Here is a 25,065-nt window from a genome sequence, read left to right as displayed (position 1 = left end):
CAGTGAGGTTCGACCAGCCACCCGTGGTGCGCGTGAAGCCCGAGCGTCGCGGCGACGGTCCACCCCTCGAGTCCTGGCTCCTCGACGTCCCCGCGGTGCAGCAGGTGCTGCGCGACGGACTCGACCTCGCGCCCGGCGTCACCTTCCTCGTGGGCGAGAACGGGGCCGGCAAGTCCACGCTCGTCGAGGCGGTCGCCATGGCCTACGGCTTGTCCCCCGAGGGCGGGAGCACGCAGGGCTGGCACCGCACCCGACCGAGCGAGTCCGCGCTGCACGGGGAGCTGACGCTCCAGCGCGGCGTCGGCACCGGCAGCTGGGGGTTCTTCCTGCGCGCCGAGACCATGCACGGCTGGTACACGTACCAGGAGGGCGTGGGCGGACACGACCTGCACGCCATGAGCCACGGTGAGTCGTTCCTCGAGGTGCTGCGCCGGCGCTTCGACTCCCCCGGCTTCTACTGCCTCGACGAGCCCGAGGCCGCGTTGTCGTTCTCCTCCAGCCTCACGCTGTTGCGCACCCTCCACGACATCGCCGAGGGCGGCGGCCAGGTGCTGTGCGCCACCCACTCGCCGATCGTCGCCTCGCTGCCCGGCGCCCGGGTGCTCGAGGTCGGTCCGTGGGGACTGCGCGAGACCACGTGGGACGACCTCGACCTGGTGCACCACTGGCGTGCCTACCTCGCCGCGCCCGGGCGATACCTGCGCCACGTCCTGGCCAACGACGACGATGAGTGAGTCGTCGGCGACCTCGCGCACGCGGCGGCTGCTGACCACCAACCCGTTCCTCACCGCGACGGCCGCCCTCGCGCTGCTCACGTGCGTGCTCGTCCCGCCGAGTCGGGAGTACCTGGACTACCCGGAGTACCGCACCCTGGTCTGCCTGTGGTGCTTCCTCACCGTCATCGGTGCCCTCGACCGCACCCACCTGGTCACGGCCGCGGCGCAGGGCGTCGTCGCCGTCCTGCGCACCCGACGCGCGCTGGTCCTCGGTCTGGTGCTGCTCACGATGGTCGCCTCGATGCTGATCACGAACGACATGGCGCTGCTGACCCTCCTGCCGCTCAGCCAGCTGGCCCTGCGCGCCACCGGCGACGATCGTCACCTGGCCTACGTGTTCGTCCTGCAGACGGTGGCCGCGAACCTCGGCGGCATGATCACGCCGTTCGGCAGCCCGCAGAACCTCTTCCTCTACCAGTACTTCCACCTGTCCGTCGGCGAGCTGATCGGCGTCATGGCCTGGCCGTTCATGGTCTCCCTGGTCCTCGTGGTGGTCGCCTGCCTGCTGGTGCCGAACGCCCCGATCTCACCGGTCACCGACCGCACGTCGGTCCGCTGGCGCCCCGCCACCGTGCACCTCGTCCTCTTCGTCGTGGCGGTCGCGATCGTCGTCCGGGCGCTCCCCGTCTGGGCGGGCGTCGTCGTGGTGGCGGTCGTCGCCGTCCTCGACGTACGGGCTCTGCGCTCGGTCGACTACGGGCTGCTGGCCACGTTCGTGCTGTTCTTCGTCTTCGCCGGCAACCTCGAACGGGTGCCCCAGGCCAGCGGCTTCCTGCAGGACCTGCTCCAGGAGCACGTCCTGCTCTGGGGCGTGGCCGGCAGCCAGCTCGTCTCCAACGTCCCCACGGCGCTGCTGTTCGCACCGTTCACCGACGACTGGCGCGCCCTGCTGCTGGGCGTGAACATCGGCGGTGTCGGCACGATCGTGGCGTCGCTGGCGAGCCTGATCACGCTGCGCCGCTACCAGCAGCTCCGGCCCGACGGCACGCGCGCCTTCCTGGGCCTGTTCACCGTGGTCAACGTGCTGTTCCTCGTGCTGCTCCTCGGTGCCACGGGCCTCCTGCTCGCCGCCGGGGTCCTCTGAGCCGACCCCCGCGCCGCGGTCAGAGCGTCAGGACGATCTTGCCGAACACGTCGCCGTCGACCACGCGCTGCAGCCCCTGGGCCGCGTCCGCCATCGGGATCTCGCTGTCGATGAGCGGCCGGGTGCCGGTCACGTCCATGAACTGGGCCAGGGCGTGCAGCTCGTCGCGCGTCCCCATGGTCGAGCCGTGCACGCGCATCTGCTGGAAGAAGATGCGGGTCAGCTCGGCCGCCTTCGGCGCGTCGCCCGAGGTGGCACCGGAGATGACGATCGTGCCGCCCGGACGCATCGACTTGATCGAGTGCGACCACGTGGCGGCACCGACCGTCTCCATGACCGCGTCGACCTTGGCGGGCAGACGGGCCCCGGACTCGAACACCTCGTGCGCACCGATCTCGAGCGCCTTGGCGCGCTTGTCCTCGTCACGGCTGGTGGCGAACACCCGGAACCCGGCCGCGCGGGCCAGCGTGATCACGGCGGTGGCCACGCCTCCGCCGGCACCCTGGACGAGCACGGTGTCGCCCTGCTTGAGACCGGACTGCGTGAACAGCATCCGGTAGGCCGTCAGCCACGCCGTCGGCAGGCACGCGGCCTCGGCGAAGGACAGACCCGCGGGCTTCGGCACCACGTTGCGCGCGGGCACGGCCACCTTCGCGGCGAAGGTGCCCTGGTGGCGCTCGGACAGCAGCGACCGCTTGGGGTCGAGCGTCTCGTCGCCCCGCCAGGAGGGGTCGCTGATGACGGCGTGCACGAGGACCTCGTTGCCGTCCTCGTCGAGTCCCGCGGCGTCGCAGCCGAGGATCATCGGCAGCGACTCCTCACGCAGGCCGACGCCGCGCAGGCTCCACACGTCGTGGTGGTTGATCGACGCCGCCTTGACCGTGACGGTCGTCCAGCCCTCGGGCACCTCGGGGTCGGGACGCTCCCCCACCACGAGCCCGTCGAGCGGGTTCTCGGGGTTGATCTGACCTGCGTAGACGGCGAACATGCGACTCCTCGGGTGGACGGATCAGTACGGACGACGGGCGAGGCCCTCGCGACGGGCCGTCTCGGTGACGGCTCGGGTCACCACGTCGGCGACCCGCGGGTCGAACGGCGACGGGATGACGTACGACTCGCTCAGGTCGTCACCGACGAGGTCGGCGATGGCGTGGGCGGCCGCGAGCTTCATGCCCTCGGAGATCGCCGTGGCACGGACGGCCAGGGCGCCCCGGAAGATGCCCGGGAAGACGAGCACGTTGTTGATCTGGTTCGGGAAGTCCGACCGCCCCGTGGCCACGACCCGAGCGTGCCGGTGGGCGACGTCGGGGTGGACCTCGGGGTTGGGGTTCGCCATCGCGAACACGATGGCGTCCGGCGCCATCCGGGCGACGTCCTCCTCGGGGACCGTGCCGCCCGAGACGCCGATGAACACGTCGGCCTTCTCGAGCGCGTCGCCCACCGTGCCGGGGCGGGCCCAGTCGGCCGTCTGCTCGGCCAGCATCTGCTTGACGCTGTTCAGGTCGTCGCGGCCCGGGTGGATGACACCCTGGCGGTCGACGACGCTGATCCGGTGCACCCCGGCCGACCGCAGGATCTGCGTGATCGCCACGCCTGCGGCTCCCGCACCGGAGATGACGACCTTCACGTCCTGCATGTCCCGGTCGGTGAGGCGGACCGCGTTGATGAGCGCGGCCAGGGTCACGACCGCGGTGCCGTGCTGGTCGTCGTGGAAGACCGGGATGTCCAGCTGCTCGATCAGGCGACGCTCGATCTCGAAGCATCGCGGGCTCGAGATGTCCTCGAGGTTGATGCCGCCGAACGTCGGGGCCAGCCGCACGACCGTCTCGACGATCTCGTCGACGTCGGTGGTCGCCAGCGCCACGGGGATCGCGTCCACCCCGCCGAACTGCTTGAAGAGCACGGCCTTGCCCTCCATGACGGGCATGGACGCCGCAGGCCCGATGTCACCGAGCCCGAGCACCGCCGTGCCGTCGGTGACCACGGCCACCGTGTTCGAGACCCAGGTGTAGTCGTGGGCCATGTCGGGGTCGGCCGCGATCGCCTCGCACACGCGGGCGACGCCGGGCGTGTAGGACAACGACAGGTCGTCGGCGTCGCGCAGCGGCACGGTCGACGCCACCTGCATCTTGCCGCCGCGGTGCAGCGCGAAGACCGGGTCGTCGGGATCGAACGCCTCGAACGGCGTGCTGGTGTCGGGGGCGACCATGGCGGTTGTCTTCTCTTTCGAAGGGGGCAGGATCTCGCGGAACGAGCGTCGACGCGGCCCGCGACCGGTAGGTGCACGGCGGGCCCGCGGACGCGGGGAGACGGCAGGTGATGCCCGCCGACGAGTCTCTCACACGGGGTCGTGGCCTCCGAGAGCCTGGGTGACCGGTGGGGACACGAGGCAGCCGAGAGCGACCAGGGCGCCGACGGCCATGGTCGGGGTGATCCACGCCGCGTCCCCCCGGAAGTTGAAGGAGAGCACGAGGCACAGCAGCTGGGAGAAGACCAGGAAGCCCCGCGGCCAGGTCTGCCCGGCCAGGATCCGCACCACCGCGACCAGGAGGAGCGCGCCGAAGGCACCCAGGAACCCGGCCGTGCTCACGCCCAGACCGACTCGGTCGGCCTCGACGGACCGCAGCTCGAGCGCGGCGATCGTCAGCAGGCCGAACGCCTGCGCGGACACCACGGCACCGGCCACGGCCAGCAGCGTCCTGGCCCTGCCGCGCGGCGCGGCGGAGGTCTGCCCGGGCGACGACGCCGACGGCTCGTCCGAGGGTGAGGGATCGGGGTTCGACGTCACGGCACCAGGGTAGGACCAGCACCCCGGCCGGCCCCGCGCAGGCAACTGGTATGACCTGTGTGACTGACCCGACACGGACCCGCCGCGCAATCCCTTGTGCCCAGAGGCTTTTGTTGAAACGATGAACCGAACGCGCGCGCCGGTTTCGCCGGTTTTTTTCGTGCGTTCGCACTCACACAAGGGAAGGAGCTGTCGTCATGGACTGGCGCCACCACAGCGCATGTCTCGATGAAGACCCCGAGCTCTTCTTCCCCATCGGCAACACCGGCCCCGCGATCCTGCAGATCGAGGAGGCGAAGGTCGTCTGTCGCCGCTGCGACGTCCGTGAGCAGTGCCTGCAGTGGGCACTGGAGTCCGGTCAGGACCATGGCGTCTGGGGAGGCATGAGCGAGGACGAGCGTCGTGCCCTCAAGCGTCGCAACGCGAGGGCACGCATCCGCACCGCCTGAAGTCGTTCCACGCAGCACGCGTCCGAACCCCGTACCCGCGATGGGTACGGGGTTCTCGGCGTTCCGGCCCGGAGCCCCCGCTGGTGCTCGTCTCCGCCCCAGGCCCGGAACCCCCGCTGGTCAGAGCGTGATGCTGATGGTCACCGTGGCGCCGCCACCAGGCCGCGACTCGAAGCCCAGCGTGCCGCCCAGCTCGGACTCGACCAGCGTCGACACGATCGACAGGCCGAGGCTGCGCGTCGGGTCGAAGTCGGCCGGCAGACCGGTCCCGTCGTCGCTGACCCGCATGCGCACCCGCTCCCGGATCCGGTTGACCGCCACCGTCACCCGCCCCGCGCCGCCCGGGAAGGCGTGCTCCGCCGCGTTCTGCACCAGCTCGGTCAGCACCATCGCCAACGGAGTCGCGACCTCCGCCGGCAGCAGTCCGAAGCTCCCGATGCGCTCCGCGCGGACCTGGGGCCCGCCGACGTCGAGCACCGAGCGCAGCAGACGGTCGGCGATGTCGTCGAAGGCCACCGTCTCCTCGAAGCCCTGGCTCAGCGTCTCGTGCACCAACGCGATCGACCCCACCCGGCGAACGGCCTCGTCGAGCGCCGCCCGCGCCTCGGGCACGTCCATGCGTCGGGCCTGCAGGCGCAGCAGCGCCGCGACCGTCTGGAGGTTGTTCTTCACCCGGTGGTGGATCTCGCGGATCGTCGCCTCCTTGGAGACGAGCTGCTTCTCCCGCAGCCGCAGCTCGGTGACGTCGCGCAGCAGGACCACGGCCCCATCCCGAGCAGACCCGTCGCGTGCCGTCGCCCCGCTCCTCCCCGGTGCGGTCAGCGGGATCACGCGAAGGAGGAGCGTGGCCTCCGCGCCCGAGACCTCGGCCTCGGCCGGCGACGAACCCCCCAGGGCCGCGGCGGTGCTCAGGTCCGTGGGCGTGCGCCCCACGCACGCTGCCGTGACCTCCGCGAGGTCCGCACCCTGGAGGGCCCCCGTCAGACCGAGCCGACGGTACGCCGAGTGCGCGTTCGGGCTCGCGTACTGCACCGTGCCGTCCGCCGTCGTGCGGATGAACCCGTCGCCCACCCGCCATGCGTCGGCCAGCTCCGACCGAGCCCCCGGCGTCGGGAACTCCCCCCGCCCGATCATCGACACGACGGTGTCGGCCGCGGCTCGGTAGGTGACCTCCAGCTGGCTCGTGGCCCGCGCGTCACCACCGCTGCGCAGCGCCAGGACCGCGATCGTGCGCTCCTCGCGCCGGACCGGGACCACGCGCACGTGCACACCGTCGGCCACCGCGGCGTCGTCGTCGTCCTGCGCGCCCTCCCCGGCCAGCACCCGCGCCGCCGCCGGCGACCGCTCCCCCGGCACGAACGTCCCCGTGACGTCCTCCAGGAGCGTCGTCGCCACCGTCGTGGGACGGATCTGGGCCACCGCCCACAGACCCTTCGACTCTGCGTCCGGCACCCACAGGACGAGGTCGCCGAAGGAGAGGTCGGCCAGGATCTGCCAGTCCGCCACCAGAGCCTGGATCCACGCGACGTCGTCCGGACCCAGGGTCGTCTGCGACCGGATGATGTCGTCGAGGGTCGGCACGCGCCCAGCCTATCGACGGCACCGGGCCGACCGTCCCTTCCGCCGGTCGCTCCAGGACGTCTGGCACGATGAACGAGATGTCCGAGGCCTACTGGCAGTCCGTCATGAAGACCGGCATGCAGGTGCCGCTCGACCGCTCCCTGGACGAGTCCACGGTGGAGCTCGTCGAGATGCTCGGTCACCCCAATCCACGGCTGCGTGAGGACCTCGCCTACCCGCTCCTCACGACCTGGATCGCCAACGGCGTGTACGACGGCCTGCTCGCCGGCCTGGGCGACGGGGTCGCGCCCGGGCTGCGGTACGGCCTCGGCCACGACGGCGACGTCTCCGTCATCCGCCGGTCCTACAGCGCCCTCATGCTCGCCGAGATCATCGGGCGGGACAACGACGAGCACCTGCTCCCCGCCACGACCGTCCTCGGGTGGGGCGACCTCGCCACCAGCTGGTACGTGCGCGAGCTCGACCACCGCGGCTGGATCCCGGAGCAGGGGTGGGCCCACGCGGTCGCCCACGGCGCCGACCTGCTGGCGGCCCTCGCCCGTTCCCGCCACTTCGGCCGTCTCGAGCTGACCGTCCTGCTCGACGTCATCGCCGACCGCGTGCTCACCCCGACCGCCTACGGCTGGCGCCACGGCGAGGACGACCGGCTCGCCTACGCCGTCATGACGCTCCTGCACCGCAACGCGCTCGACCCCGGCATCGTCGAGCCGTGGCTCGCCCGGCTCGGCGCCGGCATCAAGGCACCACGGACCCGCGGTCACCTCGACGACGAGTGGCCTTCCCCGACGGCCAAGAACGCGTCGTCGTTCCTGCGCGCCCTCCACCTCCAGCTGGCCCTCGGCGTGCAAGGACGCGCCGACCTGCGCGGCGACGCCGAGCTGTTCGCCGAGCAGCCGGCCCATCGGGCCGACCTCCTGCTGGCCGTGCTCGACCAGATCCGCGGCGAGAGCCCCTGGCTCTATCGACCCACCACCCGGGCCCGGCCCGTCGACGGCCCGGCGGGCGACACCCCCGTGCAGTAGCGTGCGCCGCATGTCACAGAACGACGGCACCGCAGGGACCCCCACCGAGACCGGGAACGACCAGAGCGCCGACGACGTGCGCTCAGCGCATGGGGGCGTGCACGCGCTCGAGGTCGCCCGCGCCCACGGCGTCCAGGCCATGTTCACCCTCTCCGGCGCCCACGTCTTCCCGATGTACGACGCCGCGGTCACCGCCGCCGACCCGATGCCCATCATCGACGTCCGGCACGAGCCCACCGCCGTGTTCGCCGCCGAGGCCGTCGGCAAGCTCACCCGCACCCCCGGCCTGGCCGTCCTCACGGCCGGACCCGGAGTCACGAACGGCGTCAGCCCGGTCGCCCAGGCGCACTTCGCCGGCTCGCCCCTGGTCGTGATCGGCGGTCGCGCGCCGGAGGCCCGCTGGGGCATGGGCACCCTCCAGGAGCTGGACCACCCGCCGATCTTCGAGACGGTCTCCACCTGGGCCTCCACCGCCCGGACCGTCGGCGACATCGCCCCCACCCTCCACGAGGCCTTCACCCGCGCCGGGTCCTCGCACCGCGGCCCCACCTTCGTGGACGTGCCCATGGACGAGTTCTTCAACTCCGGCCCCGTCACGGCGCAGCCAGGACTCCAGCGAGCCCGGATCGAGCCGGACCCCGACGACCTCGCCCGCGCCGGTCGCCTCCTGCAGGAGGCGCGTCGCCCCGTCCTCGTGCTCGGCACCGACGTCTGGGCCGACGGTGCCGAGGAGGCGGCCCAGCGCTTCGCCGCCGAGACCGGCATCCCCGTCATCGCCAACGGCATGGGTCGCGGCATCCTGCCCGGCGGGCACGGCCAGCTCGTCACGAAGGCCCGGTCGGCGGCCTTCAGCGGCGCCGACCTGGTGGTCGTCGCTGGGACCCCGCTCGACTTCCGCCTCGGCTACGGCGTGTTCGGCGGCAAGGACGGCGCCACCCCGGCGCGCGTGGTCCACCTCGCCGACTCCCCCGCCCAGCTGTCCACGCACGCCACGCTGGCCGCATCCGCCTCGGGCGACCTCACCGTCGTCCTCGACGGCATCCTCTCGGCCCTGCAGTCCGCCTCCGGTGCGCGCCCGGACTGGACGCCGTGGCTGAACGAGCTGCAGGACGTCGTGGCCGCTGCCGCCGCACGCGACGTCGACCTCCTCGGCTCGCAGAGCGACCCCATCCACCCCGCGCGCATCTACGGCGAGCTGCTCCCCCGCCTGGCCGACGACGCCGTGGTCATCGGCGACGGTGGTGACTTCGTGTCGTTCGCCGGGAAGTTCGTGGAGCCGCAGCGCCCCGGTGGCTGGCTCGACCCAGGACCGTACGGGTGCCTCGGCGCGGGCATGGGTGCGGCCATGGCCGCCCGCATCACGCGGCCCTCCAGCCAGGTCGTCGTGCTGTTCGGCGACGGCGCTGCCGGCATGTCGCTCATGGACGTCGACACCCTCGTCCGTCACGACCTGCCGGTCGTCATGGTCGTGGGCAACAACTCCGCCTGGGGGCTGGAGAAGAGCCCCATGCAGATGCTCTACGGCTACGACGTCGCCGCGGACCTCGCTCCGAACACGCGCTACGACCAGGTCGTCACGGCGCTCGGCGGTGGCGGCGAGATGGTCACCGACCCCGCCGAGATCGGTCCGGCGATCGACCGGGCGTTCGCGTCGGGCGTGCCGTACCTCGTCAACGTCATGACCGACGTGTCGGCGCAGTACCCCCGCACCACCCACGGCGTCTGAGGTCGGCGCGGGACCCGACCGGACCGCCGCGTCCCGCGTGGGTGAGGGTAGCCTCACCTCGTGGCGAGCACGAGGACGCAGGTCGAGGCCCCTGGGACGGGTCAGGACGACCGCACCCCGCCCGCCGGGGCCGGCGCACTGCTGCGTCGGAGCGTGCGTCGCCAGGCCCGCCGGCTCGTTCCCGGCTACTCCCTGCTCGTCGTCTGGCAGCTCTGCGAGACCCTCGTGCCGGTCGTCATCGGCCTGGTCGTCGACCAGGCCGTGGACGGCGGCACCCTGGGCGACCTGGCCTGGACGCTCGGCGTCCTGGTGGCCCTCTTCCTCGTCCTGAGCAACGGCTACCGCTACGGCGCCCGGTTCATCGTGCGCGGCATCCAGACCGAGGCGCACCTGCTGCGCGGGGAGGTCTCCGCCCACGTGCTGCACCCGCGCGGAGCGCGCACCGACCGGCTCGCCGGCGAGACGCTCTCGATCGCGACGTCGGACGCCGAGCTCGTCCCCTCCGTGCTGCACCAGCTCGGCTACGCGCTCGCGTCGCTCGTCGCCGTCGTCGCGACAGCCGTCTACGTCCTGTCCGTCGACGTCGTGCTCGGTCTGGTGATCCTGCTCGGCGTGCCCGGCGTCCTGCTGGTCATCCAGGCGCTCGCCCCCCTCGTGGCCCGGCGGACCCGCCGCCAGCAGGAGAGCACCGCGGCCGCCTCGGGCGTGGCCGCCGACGTGCTGACGGGACTGCGCCCGCTCAAGGGCATCGGCGGTGAGGACGTCGCTCTCGGCCGGTACCGGTCGGCCAGCCGGCAGGCGAGCAGCGACACCATCGCCGTCGCGCGCTCCTGGGGCTACCTGGCCGGACTCACCACCGCACTCAGCGGGATCCTGCTGGCCGTCGTCGCGGTCGTGGCGGGCGAGCGCGCCCTCGACGGCACCATCAGTCTCGGTGAGCTCATCGCACTCGTGGGCCTGACCCAGTTCCTCGCGGAGCCGATCCGCGGCCTGGGCGACGTGAGCGCGCAGTTCGCGGCCTCGCGCGCCTCGGCCGGACGCATCGTGGAGTTCCTGAGCACCCCCCGTGTGCTCGCCCCCGGCGGTCGCGGACCGTCCGAGGACCGTCCCGGTCTCGTGCTCGAGTCGGCCGTCGTGGGACCCCTGCGGGGGCTGGACCTGCGGACGACGGCCGACGAGCTGGTCGCCGTGACCATCGACGACCCCGCCGTCTCCGACACGCTCATGGCCGTGCTCACCGGCGAGGCCACGCTCACGTCGGGGCGGGCGCGACTCGGCGACGTCGACCTGCACGAGCTGTCCGTCGAGGGTCGTCGCCGGCACCTGCTCGTCGCGTCGCACCACTCCGGCGTCTTCGAGGGGACGCTGCGCAGCACGGTCGACCCCGGCGGCGAGCGCACCGACGCGGACCTCGGACCCGCCCTGGCCGCGTCGGCGGCAGACGACGTCGTCCGCCTGCACCCCGACGGACTCGACCGCGCCGTGCGTGCCGCCGGCTCGAGCCTGTCCGGCGGTCAGCGGCAGCGCCTCACCCTGGCCCGGGCCCTCGCGACGGATCGTCCGGTCCTCGTGCTGCAGGACCCGACGAGCGCGGTGGATGCCGTGACCGAGCAGAACATCGCCCGCGGCGTGCGCCGGCTGCGTCGAGGACGCACCACCCTCGTCATCACCTCGAGTCCCGCGCTGCTCCAGCACGCCGACCGCGTCGTGGTGGTGCGCGACGGACGCGTCGCGGCCGAGGGCACCCACGCCGAGCTCGTGCGCGGTCCCGCCTACCGCGCGGCGGTGGACCGATGAGCACGGACGAGGCGACGAACGTCCACCTGCTGCCGGTCGCCGACGCCCGACGCACGACGGCCGTCGCGTGGCGGCTCGTGCGCGCCCGTCGGGCGAGCCTGGCGCTGACGATCGCCTCGTTCCTGCTCACCGGCTTCGCCGGGGTCGTGCCCGTGCTGATGATCGGCCGGATCGTCGACGCCGTGCGCGAGGGCGGGACCCTGCGCGAGATCGTCGTGGCCGCCACGGTGATGGTGGTCGCCGGTCTCGCCGCCGGACTGTTCTCGACGCTGTCGTCCGCGGCCCTGGCGCAGGCCGTGGCGCCGGCCCTGGCCGAGCTGCGCGAGGACGTGCTGGACCGTGCCTTGCACCTGGAGTCCCAGCGGATCGAGCAGGCAGGCATCGGCGACGTGCTGAGCCGCGTGGGTGACGACGTCCGCAAGCTCACCGAGGCGCTCGACGAGGCCATCCCCCTCCTGCTCGGCTCGCTGTCGGCCATCGGCTTCACGGTCGGCGGACTGTTCACGCTCGACTGGCGCCTCGGCCTGGCCGGTCTCGCCGCCGCGCCCTGCTACGTGCTCGCGCTCCGCTGGTACCTGCCCCGCTCGATCCCCTACTACCGCGCCGAGCGGACCGCCGAGGGTGCGCGGGCCGAGGCGCTCATCACCGGGGTGCGCGACGCCCCGACGCTGCGGGCGTTCGGCGTGGAGCGCATCGCGCTCGAGCGGATCGAGCGCGACTCCGCCGCCGCCGTCGAGATCACCGTCGACGTGTTCAGGCTCTTCACCCGCTTCGGCGCCCGGATGAACGGCTCGGAGTGCGTGGGTCTGGTCCTGGTGCTGGGCACCGGGTACCTCCTCGTGACGAGCGGTGCCGCGAGCGTCGGCGACGCCACCGCCGCAGCGCTGTTCTTCCATCGCCTGTTCAACCCCATCGGAGCGGTGCTGTTCGTCTTCGACGCCGTGCAGGCGAGCGGAGCGGCACTGGCCCGCCTGGCCGGCGTCGTCCTCATCGCGCCGCGTGACCACGCCCCCGTGGACGTCGGCACCGACCCGACCTTGCGGCTCACGGGTGTGCACCACGCCTACGAGGAGGGCCGTCCGGTGCTCGCACCGCTCGACCTGGAGGTGCGGCCCGGGGAGCGCGTGTCCGTCGTCGGGGCCACCGGCGCCGGGAAGACCACCCTCGGTGGGATCGCCGCCGGGACCCTCTCCCCGAGCGGCGGGAGCGTCCGACTCGGCGCCCTCGACATCACCACCGCCGCCGAGACCGTCGTGCGCCGGCACGTGGCGCTCGTCTCGCAGGAGGTCCACGTCTTCGCCGGCACGCTGCGCGACAACCTCGTCCTGGCCGACCCGCACGCCGACGACGACGCGCTCTGGTCGGTGCTCGCTGCCACCGAGGCTGCCGCCTGGGCACGGACGCTCCCCCACGGCCTGGACACCGTGGTGGGCGACCTCGGCCACCCCCTCACCCCGGCCCAGGCCCAGCAGCTCGCCCTCACGCGGGTGCTGCTGCTCGACCCGCAGGTGGTCGTGCTCGACGAGGCCACGGCGGAGGCGGGGTCGTCCGGGGCCCGTGAGCTCGAGCAGGCCGGCGAGGCCGTCACCCGCGGACGCGCCGCGCTCGTCATCGCCCACCGGTTGAGCCAGGCCCGCACGGCCGACCGGGTGATCGTGATGGAGCACGGCGCGGTGGTCGAGGAGGGGCCCCACGACGACCTCGTGCGGGCCGGCGGGCGCTACGCCGCCCTCTGGTCGGCGTGGTCGGACGCAGGAACCGGGGACGTCGGGCAGGCTGGGTCGTCTCCCGCCCGTGACCTGGAGGACCGATGACCCGCAGTGCATCCGTGACCCACACCGTCGGCGACGCCGACACGGCCGCCGCCCTCGGCAGCGGTGACCTGCCGGTGCTGGCGACGCCGCGCGTCCTGGCCTGGCTGGAGGCAGCGACGTGCGCGGCCCTGGACCTCGACGACAGCCGCACGAGCGTGGGCACGAGGGTCGAGGTCGAGCACATCGCCGCCAGCCCCGTGGGGGCGACGATCACCGCCACGGCGGACCTGGTGCACGAGGACGGCCGACTCCTGCGCTTCCGGGTCGCCGCCCACGACGGGCACGGGACGCTCGTGGCGCACGGCGAGGTCCGTCGCGTCGTCGTGGACCGCGCGCGCTTCCTGGAACGGGTGCCCCGACCCTGAGCGACCCGACCCCGACCCGTCGCCCTCGGTCCCGGGCCGCGGACCACGTTCGCAGACGGGCGGGACGATGTGGGACCATGGACGCTGAACGTCTGAGGAGGACCATCATGGGCAAGACCGGCCGCAAGCGCCGCGCGCGTCGCAAGAAGGGCGCGAACCACGGCAAGCGCCCCAACGCGTGACCTGACGCTCCTCGCGGAGCGCACAGACGATCGAAGCCCCCGTCCGGTGACCGGACGGGGGCTTCGACGTCGCCGGGACCGACACCGCGGTCGGCAGACCGGTCAGGTCTGGCGGTACTCGGAGATCTGCACCTGCACGGTGCGGATCGAGAACAGCACCTTGTCGCGCAGCGGCTCCGGCGCGACCTCGCTGCACGAGCGCGAGACCAGCGACTTCACGAGTCGCTCGAGGTCGTACTCGGTGAGGCACTCGCTGCAGTCGTCGATGTGGGCCTGGATCTCGGCACAGCTGGCGCTGTCGATCTCGCGGTCGAGGAACAGGTAGAGGCTCTCGAGCGCGGTCTCGCAGTCCGGGCCGTCGCAGCCGTCGGCGGTGAGGTCGTCGCTCATGAGTCGCTCACCCCGCTCACGGCCATGCCGCGGTCGCGGGCGTAGTCGGCCAGCAGCTCACGCAGCTGACGGCGTCCGCGGTGCAGGCGGGACATGACGGTGCCGATGGGCGTGCCCATGATCTCGGCGATCTCCTTGTACGGGAACCCCTCGACGTCGGCCAGGTAGACCGCGTAGCGGAAGTCCTCCGGCAGCGCCTGCAGCGCATCCTTGACGTCGCTGTCGGGCAGCCGCTCCAGCGCCTCCATCTCGGCCGACTTGAGGCCCGAGGAGGAGTGCGCCTCGGCGGCGGCGATCTGCCAGTCCTCGATCTCGTCGGTGACCTGCTGCGGCTGACGCTGCTTCTTGCGGTACGAGTTGATGTAGGTGTTGGTGAGGATCCGGTAGAGCCAGGCCTTCAGGTTGGTGCCGGGCTTGTACTGGTGGAAGGCGCTGAACGCCTTGGCGTACGTCTCCTGCACCAGGTCCTCGGCGTCCTGGGGGCTGCGCGTCATGCGCAGACCCGCGGAGTAGAGCTGGTTCAGGAACGGCAGGGCCTCGGCCTCGAAGCGGGCCTGGCGCTGCTCCGGCGTCTCCGTGGCGACGTCGACGTCGCTGTAGTCGATGGCGACGGCTCCGTCGTGGCTGCCGTCCTCGACGGTCGAGGTGGCGTCGACGGACCCGGCGCCGGACGCGTCCGACGTGGGCGTGGGGGTGGTCTCGGGGGTGTTCGTCATCGTGCTCCAGCCTACTCCCGACGTACGACGTCCGTCGTCCGCGCGGGGGCCGCGAGCGACCGGACCCGTGGTGGTGGGGCTGGCAAGGGTGCGTTCAGGGCACGCGAGCATGTCGACCTCCTTCGTGAGGTGGAACGACGTGGCCGTGGGCTGTATTCCGAACCGTGCGCCGCGCAGGGCCTACTCGGCGGGCCTACTCGACGGGAAGGGGCTCGACGAGCTCGGGGCCGTTGTTGCGGACGTTGTTGACCTGGGTCGTGACGGGCCACGCGTCCAGACGCCCCGGCGTGGCCGGCACCAGCAGGTCGAGCAGCTCGGCCGCCGGCCGCTCCACCGGGCTCAGCCACGTGTCGCGGACCTCCGGCGCCACCAGGAGCGGCGCGCGGTCGTGGAGCATGCCGTCGCCGCCCTCGGCGCTCGTGGTGAGGATGGTAAACGTCACGAGCCACGGGTCCTCGGCCGAGGACCGCCAGAACTCGTACAGCCCGGCCAGGCCCAGCACCTCGCGGCCGCCGTCCTGCTCGCCGGACGTGATGTAGAACGGCTGCTTGGGCGCCTTCGGGCCCTGGCCCGCATACCACTCGTAGTAGCCGTCGGCCGGGACGATGGCACGCCGCCGCGCGAAGGCACGCCGGAACGACGGCTTCTCGGCCACGGTCTCGGACCGGGCGTTGATCATCCGGCTGCCGATGGAGCGGTCCTTGGCCCAGCTCGGCACGAGACCCCAGGTGGCCGCCAGGAGCTCACGCCGCGGTGGCGCCGACTCCTCGGCGTCCTCCCGGGCCCGGCCGATCACCACCGGCGCCTGCTTGGTGGGGGCCACGTTCCAGTCGGGCGGCGGCAGCTCCGCACCGTCGGCCAGACGGGCCGCGAAGGCGTCGTCGAGGTCGCTCGAGGTCCGGGTGGTCGCATACCTGCCGCACATGGGGCCAGCCTTCCACGTGACACCGACACAGCCCGGGGAATCCCACCATGGCGACTGACCTGCGGCTGCGCTGCCTCGACTCATCGCGGGGTCGGTCCCCGAAAGGCCTCGACGGTGCGGTGGGACCGGGATCGATCGAGCCTCCCGGCCCCCGCTCTGCGTTTCGACGACTTCGTGTCGATTCCGCGCCCACGAATCGACACGAAGTCGTCAGAACACGCGTTCTGGACAGGTGCGGGGCACTCGGACCCCGATCCACGCCCCGGAACTGTCCGAGACGGAGCGACGGCCCGGCACCCCCGCCGGGCCCGACGCAGCCCTGGTGCGTCGGGTCCGGACGGGTGTCAGCGCGCCAGGGCCTGCAGGAGGCCCGGCAGGTCCCCGGCCGTGGGCGGAAGCTCCTCCACCCACAGCCGGGGCGCACTCCCGCCGTCCGGCGTGCGCCCGAGAAGCACACCGACCAGCGCGAGGGTCGTGGCGTGGGCGCGCTCGCGCGCCGTCAGCACCACGAAGCGGCTCGACCCGACCCGGGCCACGGTCTCGTCGCCCGGGAAGACCGATCGCAGGACCTGCCCGACCTCGACGGCCCGCAACGAGGCCTCCAGGGGCGAGCGTCGTCGGTCGTCGGACGGCTCGACCACGACGAGGACGTGACCGTCGCCGGCGCGCTGCTCCTCGACAGCGGCGGCGCGGTACACGTCCCCCAACCTGCTGTGCAGGTGGGGCACCGTCGACAGCGACGTCAACGGGTCCTCGCACCCTGCGTCGTGCACGCGCCCGAGTGCGCGCTCCGCCCAGGCGAGGCACGCAGCCCGCACCGACGCGTGTCGGGGGGCTCCGTCGAAGGCACGCTCCACGAGATCGATGACCTCGTGGAGCGGGGACCCGTCCGCCGCTGCACTCGCTCCCACCACGTGTGCAACGGCATCGACGTCGGTCCGACCGTCGCGGACGGCCTCGACCAGCGACGTCGCTGCGTGCTGGGTGTCGTCCATGACGGTCCTCCTCTCGAGTGCGGTGACCATGGGACGGCCGGGCGCGGTGATCGTGACGCGATCGGCGGAACTTTCTCGACACGGGTCCGGTGACCCACGACCGGCCGGGCGTGACGTGCAGGAACGTTCCTCGTTGGACCCCGTGGGAGTGCAGAAGAGGGAGCCGAACCGATGGACGACCTGATCGAGACGACGCAGCCGCGCAGCGACGCGCAGCTGATCGCTGCCGTGCGTGCCGGCGACACCGCGGCCTACGGTCTGCTGTTCCAGCGGCACGCGGCCGCCGCGACCCGCCTCTCCCGCCAGCTCCTGAGCACCGGCGAGGCCGACGACCTCGTGTCGGAGGCCTTCCTGAAGGTGCTGAGCCTCCTGCAGGACGGCAAGGGTCCCGACGAGGCCTTCCGCGCGTACCTGCTCACCGCGGTCCGGCGCCTGCACGTGGATCGCATCAGGGCCACGACCCGCACCCGTCCCACCGACGACGAGCACGTGCTCGACCGGGGTGTGCCCTTCGACGACGCCGTGAGCGCCGCCTTCGAGAACGACGCCGCCGCGCGCGCCTTCGCGTCGCTGCCCGAGCGGTGGCAGCTGGTGCTGTGGCACCTCGAGGTCGAGGGGCAGAAGCCCGCGGCCGTCGCACCGCTGCTCGGCATGAGCCCCAACAGCGTCTCCGCCCTGGCCTACCGTGCACGGGAGGGTCTGCGGGCCGCGTACCTCGAGAGCCACGCGGCAGCCACCACCGACGAGGCCTGCCGCGCCGTGACACCGCTGCTCGGCGGTTTCGTGCGCCAGACGCTGTCGGCCCGCGACACCGCGAAGGTCGACCGGCACCTCGACGGGTGCCGACGCTGCACCGGCGTCCACCTCGAGCTCGTGGAGGTCAACCAGAACCTGCGCGGTCTTCTCGCGCCCGCCCTGCTCGGACCGGCCGCCGCGGGCTACCTCGGGGCGACCGGGACGGCCGCCGCCGCCCTGGGGGCCGGCGGGATCGCGGCCGGCGGCGCCTGGGCGACGGCCGGCGCGGCGGCCGGGGGGTCGCTCGCCGCCGGCACCACCGCGGCCGGCGGCGGGTTCGCCGCCGCGAGCGGCTACGCCGGGGCGACCATGCTGACGTCGGCGATCGTCTCGCAGGTCGCCCGGGTGGCACTCGTGCCGGCCCAGGCCGCCGCCGCGACCGCCGTCAGCGCCGGGACACCCGCCGTGGTCGCGACCACCGTGGTCACCGGGGCCCTGACGACCGGCATGGTCGTCGGCGGGACCGACCTGCTCACCTCGGCACCGCCCGCGGTGGTCGCCTCGCCGAGCCCGTCGAGCCCCCTGGCCCCGGAGTCGACCGCGGCGCCCACTACCGAGCCGACGCCGGAGCCCACCACCGAGCCGACGCCGGAACCCTCCGCGGAGCCCACCCCGGAGACGCCGGTCGAGACGACGCAACCCGCACCGACCCCGACCACCGCGGACACCTCCGCCTCTCCCGACCAGCCCGTCTCCGAGCAGCCGGTCGTCACGCCCTCCCCCACGCCGCCGCCGGTCACGCCCACCGACTTCTCCCTCGGCGCCGCGACGGTCACGAACGACTCCACCCTCCTGCAGCGCCGCGTGGTCGTCCCGATCGCCGCCGACGGCGGCAGCAACCCCGTGGCGCGCACCGTGACCATGACCGTGTCGTTCGACCGGACCGTGAAGTTCCGTGGGATCCCCGGCGACGGATGGGCGTGCGACGCCACCCGCAACCAGAGGCTCCGCACGCTCCGCTGCAGCGCCACGCTGCCCGCCGGACAAGGCGGCTCGTTCCCCTTCAAGGTCATCGGCGCCCGCCCCGCCGCCACCGTCACCGTCACCGCCCCCGACGATCCCCGCTCCGACAACGACACCACCACGTTCCGGTCCACGGGCTGGCTCCTGCCGATCTGATCGGTCCGTCGCTGCAGTGGCGCGCTCGGGTCGGGCTCGCGCGCTGACGTTGTGGAACTCGCCGACGTTGGCATGATGGGGCCATGACCGTCCTGCGCACCATCGCCCGTCCCCTGCTCGCGTCGATGTTCGTGTACGGAGGTGTCAACGCGCTGCGCAACGCCCCCGCCATGGGCCCGAAGGCCGAGCCCGTGGCCGACGCGCTCGGCAAGGCCGCGCCGCAGCTCGCGACGTCGCCCACGAACCTGGTGCGGGTCAACGGCGCCGTCCACGTGGTCGCGGGCACCGCGCTGGCCACGGGCCGCTTCCCCCGGCTGTCGGCGTTCGTGCTGGCCTCCACCCTGGCACCCACCACGGCCGTCGGGCACCCCTTCTGGAACGAGACCGACCCGGCGTCGCGCCAGAACCAGACGGTGCACTTCCTCAAGAACCTCTCGCTCATCGGCGGGCTGCTCATGAGCACGCTCGACCCCGACCCGCACAAGAAGTTCATCGGCACCCGCGCCAAGAACAGGGTCGTCGACGCGAAGGGTGTCGTCGTCGAGCGCATCGACGACCTGCGTCCCTGAGCCCGAGACGTCTGGGCCCGAGACGTCGGGCCCGAGACGTCGGGCCCGAGACGTCCGGTCCGGCGCGCCGGGTCACTACAGTGGGGCGTGATGAACGCCCCGCTGCCCTGGCTCGCCCCCACCCGCAAGAGTCCTGTCGACGCGCAGGTGCTCGTCCCCGGCTCCAAGTCCCTGACCAACCGTGCGCTCGTGCTGGCCGCGCTGGCCGACGGCCCCTCGGTCATCACCCGTCCGCTCGGCTCCCGCGACACGCAGCTCATGGCGGCGGCCCTCGGCGCCCTGGGAGCCGGCGTCGAGAAGGACGGCATGACGTGGCGCGTCACGCCGATCGACCGCACCCGCACCGGCTCGACGGCCGTCGACTGCGGTCTGGCCGGGACGGTCATGCGGTTCGTCCCACCGCTCGCGGCCCTCGGCTCGTCCGCGGTCACGTTCGACGGTGACCCGCACGCGCGACGGCGACCGATGGGTCAGACGATCGCCACGCTGCGCGACCTGGGTGTCCGGGTGGACGACGGCGACCGCGGCTCGCTGCCCTTCGTCGTCCACGGCACCGGCGCCGTGGCCGGTGGGCCTCTCGTGGTCGACGCGTCGGCCTCGAGCCAGTTCGTCTCCGCGCTGCTGCTGGCCGCGCCCGCCTTCACCCAGGGCCTCGACCTGCGGCACCGGGGCGCTGCCCTGCCCTCGCTCCCCCACGTGGAGATGACCGTCACGGAGCTGCGCCGACGCGGCGTCGAGATCGACGACTCCTCCCCCGACCGGTGGGTCGTGAGCCCCGGCCCGGTGCGCGCGCTCGACGTCGAGATCGAGCCCGACCTCTCGAACGCAGGGGTCTTCGTGGCGGCGGCGGTCGCCACCGGCGGCTCCATGCGGGTCCGCGGCTGGCCCGAGCAGACCCAGCAGGCCGGCGACGCGTGGCGCGAGCTGGTCGTGGCCTTCGGCGGCACCGCCGAGCGCGACGGCGCCGACATGGTCTTCCGCGGCGGTCCCTCGATCAGCGGGGTCGACCTCGACCTGCACGACGTCGGCGAGCTCACGCCGGTGGTGGCCGCGCTCGCCGCCCTCGCCGACGGTCCGTCGCGACTGCGAGGGGTCGCGCACCTGCGCGGCCACGAGACGGACCGGCTCGCCGCGCTGGCCACGGAGCTGAACCGGCTCGGTGGCGACGTCACCGAGACCGACGACGGGCTCGAGATCCGTCCGCGCCCCCTCCACGGCGAGATCTTCGAGACGTACGACGACCACCGCATGGCGCACGCCGCCGTGGTCCTGGCCCTCAAGGTCCCGGAGCTGTTCGTGGAGAACGTCTCGACGACCGTGAAGACCTACCCCAACTTCGCGCCGGTGTGGGAGCGCCTGGTCGCGTGAGGCAGGACGACGAGCACGCCGCGTTCGAACGACCGCGTCGCCGCACGCGCCCTCGCACGAAGGACCGACCCAACTACGACGACGCGCCCCTGGCCCGTGTGGTCACGATCGATCGTGGCCGCTTCACGTTGCGTCTGCTCGACCCCGACCTCCCGCCGACCGCCGGTCTCGTCACCGCCATGAAGTCACGGCCCATCGGACGGCAGGGCGTGGTGGTCGGCGACGAGGTCAAGGTCGTCGGCGACGTGAGCGGCGCCGATGGGACGCTGGCCCGCATCGTCGAGGTGCTGCCCCGCCGCACCGTGCTGCGCCGCACCGCCGACGACGACGACCCGATCGAGCGGGTCGTGGTCGCCAACGCCGACCAGCTCGTGGTGGTCACCGCCCTGGCGGACCCTCCGCCACGGCCCGGCCTCATCGACCGCTGCCTGGTGGCGGCGTTCGAGGCCGGCATGGAGCCGCTCGTCTGCCTCACCAAGTCCGACCTCGGGTCGCCCGACGAGATGCTGGCGCTCCTGGAGCCCCTCGACGTCCGCACGGTCGTCACGCGGCGCAGCGGCACGGGCCCGGGCGACGACGAGCGGGGCGACGGCATGGAGAGCCTCGACGAGCTGCGCGAGGCCCTGGCCGGCCGCGTGAGCGTGTTCATCGGTCACAGCGGGGTGGGCAAGTCGACCCTGGTGAACGCCCTCGTCCCCGGGACCGGCCGCATCACCAGCCACGTCAACGAGGTCACCGGCCGCGGCCGTCACACGTCGACGTCGGCGCTGGCCATCGAGCTGGAGCCCACCGACGGCGGCGACGGTGGCTGGATCATCGACACCCCCGGCTTCCGCTCGTTCGGTCTCGCGCACGTGCAGGTCGACGACGTCCTGCGCGCGTTCCCCGACCTCGACGACGCGACCCGAGACTGCCCTCGCGGCTGCACGCACGCGGCCACGGAGCCCGAGTGCGCGCTCGACCTGGCGGTGGCCGCCGGGACGCTGCCCACGGCCCGGGTCGAGTCCTTCCGCCGCATCGTCGCGGCCAAGGACACCACCGCCTGGTGAACGGGCTCAGAAGCTCCCGAGCCAGAGCGCGAGGACCACGCCGACGGTGGCGGCCACGAGCTCCAGCACGGCGACGCGCCGCAACCAGCGGCGTCCACCGGAGAGCACGAGGACGAGGGCGGGGAAGCCCCACGAGATCGCCGCACCGGCGAGCATGAGCAACGCCCCCTGGCTCTGCTCCTCAGGGCTCGGCGACTCCCCGAACAGGCTGAGGCCGGTGACGAAGCCGAAGAAGCCGAGCCACGGTCCGAACGGCCACAGGAGCAGCAGGACGACGGAGACGGCGAGGCCGGCGCGACCGGGCGACGCGGCCCGGGACGTCGAGGGGTCCATCGGGCCACCGTACGTGCCCTGCGTCCGCTCGACACCTCGCCGCGCGCAGGCACGACGTGCGGCAGCACCCCCTGCCTCCCCCACCCCGGCGAACCACGCCGTTACCCTGCGACCATGACGCACTCCTGGAACGACGACGTGCGGCTGGCGCACGTGCTGGCCGACTCCGCCGACAACCTGTCGATGGACCGGTTCGGCGCGATCGACCTCGAGGTGTCGACGAAGCCGGACATGAGCTACGTGACCGAGTCCGACCAGGCGGTCGAGGAGACCATCCGTCGCATGCTGAAGTCCTCGCGCACCCGTGACGTGGTGCTCGGCGAGGAGCAGGGCGAGCAGCTGGGCTCGACCGGTTCCCAGGAGCGCCGGTGGATCATCGACCCGATCGACGGCACGTCCAACTTCGTGCGCGGGGTCCCGGTGTGGGCCACCCTCATCGCCCTGGAGGAGGACGGGGAGATCGTGGTGGGCCTCGTCTCGGCGCCGGCGCTCGGCCGACGCTGGTGGGCCTCGAAGGGCGCCGGCGCGTACACCGGCAAGTCGTTCATGCACGCCCGTGAGATCCGCTGCTCACAGGTCTCCGACCTGTCCTCGGCGTCGCTGTCGTTCAGCTCGGCCCCCTCGTGGGAGGACATCGGCAAGGGCGAGGCGTTCTGGGCGCTCGCGCGCCGGTGCTGGCGGACCCGCGGCTACGGCGACTTCTGGTCGCACATGCTGGTCGCCGAGGGAGCCGTCGACATCGCGGCCGAGCCCGAGCTGAAGCTGTGGGACATGGCGGCCCTCGACGTCATCGTGCGCGAGGCCGGTGGACGGTTCACGTCGCTGGACGGCTCCGACGGCCCGTGGGGCGCGAACGCGATCTCGACGAACGGCCGCCTGCACGACGCCGCCATGGCCTACCTCGGCCACTTCCCCGACGCCGAGGACACCGACCTCGACGGCGTCGAGGACGATGACGCCGAGGACGCCGGCGCCAGCGGTGCCGGCACCGTGCGCCGGCTGGACTTCTCGCGTCCCTGGGGCTCGCCCGACGCGCCCTGACCTCCGCGGCCGGTGGAGGTCCGGCGCCCCCTTCGGGCCGCCCGGTCCCGGCGCACGCCGTCGAGAGTGGCGGCCAGGGGTGTGACCCGCGTTACACTGGCGTGGAGTCTCCAGGAGGCACCATGCGAGTCAGCGACGTCCTGTCGTCCAAGGGCAGCGCCACCGTCCACACGATCGCGCCCGAGGCCATGGTCTCGGACCTGCTCGAGGCGTTCGCGACGCACGACGTCGGCGCCCTGGTGGTGAGCGAGGACGGCTCCACGATGGTCGGGATCGTCTCCGAGCGCGACGTGGTGCGCAAGCTGCGCCACATGCCCGACGCGCGGTCGGCGACCGTGGCCTCGATCATGACCACCGAGGTGCTCGTGTGCTCGCCCGAGGACTCGTTCGGCTCCCTCATGGCCACCATGACCGAGCACCGCGTGCGCCACGTGCCGGTGGTGGTCGACGACCGGCTGGCAGGCGTCCTGAGCATCGGCGACGCCGTGAAGCACCGGATGGAGCAGCTGGAGTTCGAGCGTGACCAGCTGAGCTCCTACGTCGCGGGCGGCTGACCGACCCCCTGCCGTCACGCGGCCGCCGAGCCCCGAGCCCGGCCCCGTCGTCATGCCCCCGCCGCGACGAACCGTGCCCGGCCGGCGTCCTGCTGGACAGGTGTCTGTTGACGTCGATACGTTATCGATATATCGTTGACCTATCACCAACCGATCGGCCCGTGATCCGGCGTCGATCGAACGACCGAGGAGGCTCCCATGAGGAACCACGACCACCACCACAGCCCCGACCGCCGCCGTGAAGATCCGCGGGACCGGCGTCGGGGACGCCGCGGACCCGGACCCGACTGGAGCCTGGGCGGCCCGCCGCCCTTCGGCGCCGACCCCTTCACCGACGGGCCCGGACGCCGTGGCCGACGTCAGCGAGGCGGCGACGTCCGCGCCGCCGTGCTGCTGCTCCTGGACGAGCAGCCACGCCACGGCTACGACCTCATCACCGAGATCGGCACCCGGAGCGACGGGAGCTGGACACCCAGCCCCGGCTCCATCTACCCGGTGCTCCAGCAGCTGGAGGACGAGGGTCTCATCGAGATCGAGAAGGTCGACGGTCGCAAGACCGCGAGCCTGACCGAGACCGGACGGGCCCACGTCGAGGAGCACCGCACCCGGCTCGGCACTCCCTGGGAGGTCCGGGGAGGACGCCCGCAGGCGGCGCGCGAGCTGCGCGAGTCGCTCGGCAGCTTCATGGCCGCGTGGCAGCAGGTCGTCCGCACGGGCGACGCCGCACAGCACCAGAGGACGATCGCGGTCGTCGACGACGCCCGCAAGGCTCTCTACCGCGTCCTCGCCGACGACGATGCCTGAGCACGCCCCGGGCCGTCACGACCGGTTCCGGGTCCCCGACGACGAGCTGAGCTGGAGGTTCAGCCGGTCGTCGGGACCCGGTGGTCAGCACGTCAACACCAGCGACACCCGCGTCGAGGTCAGCTGGGACCTCGCCTCCAGCGCGGCGCTTTCGGCCACCCAGCGCGCCCAGGCGCTCGAGCGGCTGCGCACGCGCCTCGTCGACGGCACGCTCACGATCGCCTCGTCGCAGTACCGCTCGCAGCACCGCAACCGCGAGGCCGCTCGTGTACGGCTGGAGCAGGTCGTGGCCGCCGCGATCGTCCCTCCGCGACCCCGCCACGCCACGCGGCCGACCCGCGGCTCGCAGCAACGCCGCATCGACGCGAAGAAGCGCCGCGGCGACGTCAAGCGCTCACGACGACGCCCCGGGCCGAGCGACGGCTGAGGCGTCCCGCCCCGGCGGGCGTCCGTCAGTCCGGCTTCTCGACGTCGGCCTCGTCCGTGGCACCCGCGCCCGGGGGCGTCTCGGTCTCGCCGTCCTCGTCGCCGCCGTCCGCCGACTCGTCCGCGTCGCCCTCCCGATCGGGATCGGCACCGTCGACACCCTTGACCCCCTCGGGCTGGTCGACCTCCGGCGGGGAGGGCACGTCGGGGGCCAGCGACCCCTCCGAGGGCTCCGGGACGTCGGGACCGGGCGGGTCGTTCGGCACTCCGGGGTCGTCGGCGTCGACCTCACGGCCTGGCTGGTGCTCGCTCATGCGTACCTCCGTCGTCGGGTCGTGCGTCCGGATGCGCCACGGGCCCGGCCGTCGTGGCCGAGCGGCACCCGTCCGTCCATCCT

Annotated in this window: 27 protein-coding genes; 17 read left to right on the top strand and 10 right to left on the bottom strand. The window is 73.0% G+C overall.

Annotated features, from left to right (window positions below; genetic code table 11):
* Window positions 1-2 precede the first annotated feature (2 nt).
* On the top strand, window positions 3-734 hold the full coding sequence (locus RQG84_RS09470) for an AAA family ATPase (protein ID WP_311209837.1): 732 nt from the start codon (window positions 3-5) through the stop codon (window positions 732-734).
* Window positions 727-1,860: an SLC13 family permease gene (locus tag RQG84_RS09465; protein ID WP_311209836.1), complete on the top strand. Its 1,134-nt coding sequence runs from the start codon at window positions 727-729 to the stop codon at window positions 1,858-1,860. Before RQG84_RS09470 ends, RQG84_RS09465 begins: the two co-directional genes overlap by 8 nt.
* A 19-nt stretch (window positions 1,861-1,879) precedes the next feature.
* Here the strand turns inward: RQG84_RS09465 and RQG84_RS09460 are convergent, their stop codons facing one another.
* From RQG84_RS09460 to RQG84_RS09450, 3 genes are all read right to left on the bottom strand, one after another.
* A complete protein-coding gene (locus RQG84_RS09460) occupies window positions 1,880-2,848 on the bottom strand; it encodes a zinc-binding dehydrogenase (RefSeq protein WP_311209835.1) in 969 nt (322 codons plus the stop codon).
* Between the two features lie 21 nt (window positions 2,849-2,869).
* A complete protein-coding gene (locus tag RQG84_RS09455) occupies window positions 2,870-4,069 on the bottom strand; it encodes an NADP-dependent malic enzyme (protein ID WP_055966842.1) in 1,200 nt (399 codons plus the stop codon).
* A 129-nt stretch (window positions 4,070-4,198) separates the two neighbouring features.
* Window positions 4,199-4,648, bottom strand: coding sequence for a hypothetical protein (locus tag RQG84_RS09450; protein WP_311209834.1), 450 nt, complete (start codon window positions 4,646-4,648; stop codon window positions 4,199-4,201).
* Window positions 4,649-4,845: 197 nt separating this feature from the next.
* On the opposite strand from RQG84_RS09450, the gene RQG84_RS09445 reads away from it, so the two are divergent.
* Window positions 4,846-5,097, top strand: a complete 252-nt coding sequence (locus RQG84_RS09445; protein ID WP_055966837.1) for a WhiB family transcriptional regulator — start codon at window positions 4,846-4,848, stop codon at window positions 5,095-5,097.
* 120 nt (window positions 5,098-5,217) lie between these two features.
* On the opposite strand, the gene RQG84_RS09440 is transcribed toward RQG84_RS09445, so the two are convergent.
* The gene (locus RQG84_RS09440) at window positions 5,218-6,678 is read right to left on the bottom strand and encodes a sensor histidine kinase (RefSeq protein ID WP_311209833.1); all 1,461 of its coding nucleotides are present in this window, start codon (window positions 6,676-6,678) and stop codon (window positions 5,218-5,220) included.
* Window positions 6,679-6,755: 77 nt separating this feature from the next.
* Between RQG84_RS09440 and RQG84_RS09435 the strand changes: the two genes are divergently transcribed.
* From RQG84_RS09435 to RQG84_RS18105, 6 genes are all read left to right on the top strand, one after another.
* Window positions 6,756-7,700, top strand: coding sequence for a DUF2785 domain-containing protein (locus RQG84_RS09435; protein WP_055968505.1), 945 nt, complete (start codon window positions 6,756-6,758; stop codon window positions 7,698-7,700).
* A 10-nt stretch (window positions 7,701-7,710) separates the two neighbouring features.
* Window positions 7,711-9,426 (top strand): acetolactate synthase, encoded by a 1,716-nt coding sequence (locus RQG84_RS09430; RefSeq protein ID WP_311209832.1) that lies wholly within the window; start codon window positions 7,711-7,713, stop codon window positions 9,424-9,426.
* Window positions 9,427-9,486: 60 nt separating this feature from the next.
* Window positions 9,487-11,223 (top strand): ABC transporter ATP-binding protein, encoded by a 1,737-nt coding sequence (locus RQG84_RS09425; RefSeq protein ID WP_311209831.1) that lies wholly within the window; start codon window positions 9,487-9,489, stop codon window positions 11,221-11,223.
* Entirely contained in the window at window positions 11,220-13,037 is a 1,818-nt protein-coding gene (locus RQG84_RS09420) for an ABC transporter ATP-binding protein (protein ID WP_311209830.1), read from the top strand. The genes RQG84_RS09425 and RQG84_RS09420 overlap by 4 nt, the downstream gene beginning before the upstream one ends.
* A complete protein-coding gene (locus RQG84_RS09415) occupies window positions 13,034-13,402 on the top strand; it encodes a thioesterase, FlK family (protein ID WP_311209829.1) in 369 nt (122 codons plus the stop codon). Before RQG84_RS09420 ends, RQG84_RS09415 begins: the two co-directional genes overlap by 4 nt.
* 107 nt (window positions 13,403-13,509) lie before the next feature.
* Window positions 13,510-13,584, top strand: a complete 75-nt coding sequence (locus RQG84_RS18105; protein ID WP_369797015.1) for a 50S ribosomal protein bL37 — start codon at window positions 13,510-13,512, stop codon at window positions 13,582-13,584.
* A gap of 102 nt (window positions 13,585-13,686) precedes the next feature.
* Here the strand turns inward: RQG84_RS18105 and rsrA are convergent, their stop codons facing one another.
* The 4 genes from rsrA to RQG84_RS09395 all read right to left on the bottom strand — a co-directional run bounded on the left by rsrA (window position 13,687) and on the right by RQG84_RS09395 (window position 16,610).
* A complete protein-coding gene (gene rsrA, locus RQG84_RS09410) occupies window positions 13,687-13,974 on the bottom strand; it encodes a mycothiol system anti-sigma-R factor (RefSeq protein WP_055966818.1) in 288 nt (95 codons plus the stop codon).
* Window positions 13,971-14,690, bottom strand: coding sequence for a sigma-70 family RNA polymerase sigma factor (locus RQG84_RS09405; RefSeq protein WP_311209828.1), 720 nt, complete (start codon window positions 14,688-14,690; stop codon window positions 13,971-13,973). Before RQG84_RS09405 ends, rsrA begins: the two co-directional genes overlap by 4 nt.
* 193 nt (window positions 14,691-14,883) lie before the next feature.
* Entirely contained in the window at window positions 14,884-15,615 is a 732-nt protein-coding gene (locus tag RQG84_RS09400) for an SOS response-associated peptidase (protein ID WP_311209827.1), read from the bottom strand.
* A gap of 344 nt (window positions 15,616-15,959) precedes the next feature.
* Window positions 15,960-16,610: a hypothetical protein gene (locus RQG84_RS09395; RefSeq protein WP_055966812.1), complete on the bottom strand. Its 651-nt coding sequence runs from the start codon at window positions 16,608-16,610 to the stop codon at window positions 15,960-15,962.
* Between the two features lie 171 nt (window positions 16,611-16,781).
* Here RQG84_RS09395 and RQG84_RS09390 point away from each other — a divergent pair, with 171 nt between their 5' ends.
* From RQG84_RS09390 to rsgA, 4 genes are all read left to right on the top strand, one after another.
* Entirely contained in the window at window positions 16,782-18,524 is a 1,743-nt protein-coding gene (locus tag RQG84_RS09390; RefSeq protein ID WP_311209826.1) for a sigma-70 family RNA polymerase sigma factor, read from the top strand.
* 83 nt (window positions 18,525-18,607) lie between these two features.
* Window positions 18,608-19,093: a DoxX family protein gene (locus tag RQG84_RS09385; protein WP_055966807.1), complete on the top strand. Its 486-nt coding sequence runs from the start codon at window positions 18,608-18,610 to the stop codon at window positions 19,091-19,093.
* A gap of 90 nt (window positions 19,094-19,183) precedes the next feature.
* Complete coding sequence (aroA, locus tag RQG84_RS09380; RefSeq protein ID WP_311209825.1) at window positions 19,184-20,461, top strand: 3-phosphoshikimate 1-carboxyvinyltransferase; 1,278 nt, start codon at window positions 19,184-19,186, stop codon at window positions 20,459-20,461.
* A complete protein-coding gene (gene rsgA, locus RQG84_RS09375; RefSeq protein ID WP_055968499.1) occupies window positions 20,458-21,510 on the top strand; it encodes a ribosome small subunit-dependent GTPase A in 1,053 nt (350 codons plus the stop codon). The genes aroA and rsgA overlap by 4 nt, the downstream gene beginning before the upstream one ends.
* 6 nt (window positions 21,511-21,516) lie before the next feature.
* Here rsgA and RQG84_RS09370 read toward each other — a convergent pair whose 3' ends face one another.
* The gene (locus RQG84_RS09370; RefSeq protein WP_311209824.1) at window positions 21,517-21,843 is read right to left on the bottom strand and encodes a hypothetical protein; all 327 of its coding nucleotides are present in this window, start codon (window positions 21,841-21,843) and stop codon (window positions 21,517-21,519) included.
* Between the two features lie 114 nt (window positions 21,844-21,957).
* On the opposite strand from RQG84_RS09370, the gene RQG84_RS09365 reads away from it, so the two are divergent.
* The 4 genes from RQG84_RS09365 (at window position 21,958) to arfB (ending at window position 24,669) form a co-directional block, all read left to right on the top strand.
* A complete protein-coding gene (locus RQG84_RS09365) occupies window positions 21,958-22,884 on the top strand; it encodes an inositol monophosphatase family protein (RefSeq protein ID WP_311209823.1) in 927 nt (308 codons plus the stop codon).
* Between the two features lie 122 nt (window positions 22,885-23,006).
* Complete coding sequence (locus RQG84_RS09360; RefSeq protein ID WP_311209822.1) at window positions 23,007-23,438, top strand: CBS domain-containing protein; 432 nt, start codon at window positions 23,007-23,009, stop codon at window positions 23,436-23,438.
* A gap of 198 nt (window positions 23,439-23,636) precedes the next feature.
* Complete coding sequence (locus RQG84_RS09355; protein ID WP_055966795.1) at window positions 23,637-24,242, top strand: PadR family transcriptional regulator; 606 nt, start codon at window positions 23,637-23,639, stop codon at window positions 24,240-24,242.
* A complete protein-coding gene (arfB, locus tag RQG84_RS09350; RefSeq protein WP_311209821.1) occupies window positions 24,235-24,669 on the top strand; it encodes an alternative ribosome rescue aminoacyl-tRNA hydrolase ArfB in 435 nt (144 codons plus the stop codon). The genes RQG84_RS09355 and arfB overlap by 8 nt, the downstream gene beginning before the upstream one ends.
* Before the next feature lie 25 nt (window positions 24,670-24,694).
* On the opposite strand, the gene RQG84_RS09345 is transcribed toward arfB, so the two are convergent.
* Window positions 24,695-24,982, bottom strand: coding sequence for a hypothetical protein (locus RQG84_RS09345; RefSeq protein WP_311209820.1), 288 nt, complete (start codon window positions 24,980-24,982; stop codon window positions 24,695-24,697).
* Window positions 24,983-25,065 lie beyond the last annotated feature (83 nt).

The organism is Aeromicrobium sp. WCS2018Hpa-31, assembly GCF_031843905.1.
Taxonomy (GTDB): domain Bacteria; phylum Actinomycetota; class Actinomycetes; order Propionibacteriales; family Nocardioidaceae; genus Aeromicrobium.
The sequence above is the reverse complement of the archived record's forward strand: the minus strand, read 5'-3'. Positions and strand labels throughout refer to the sequence as shown.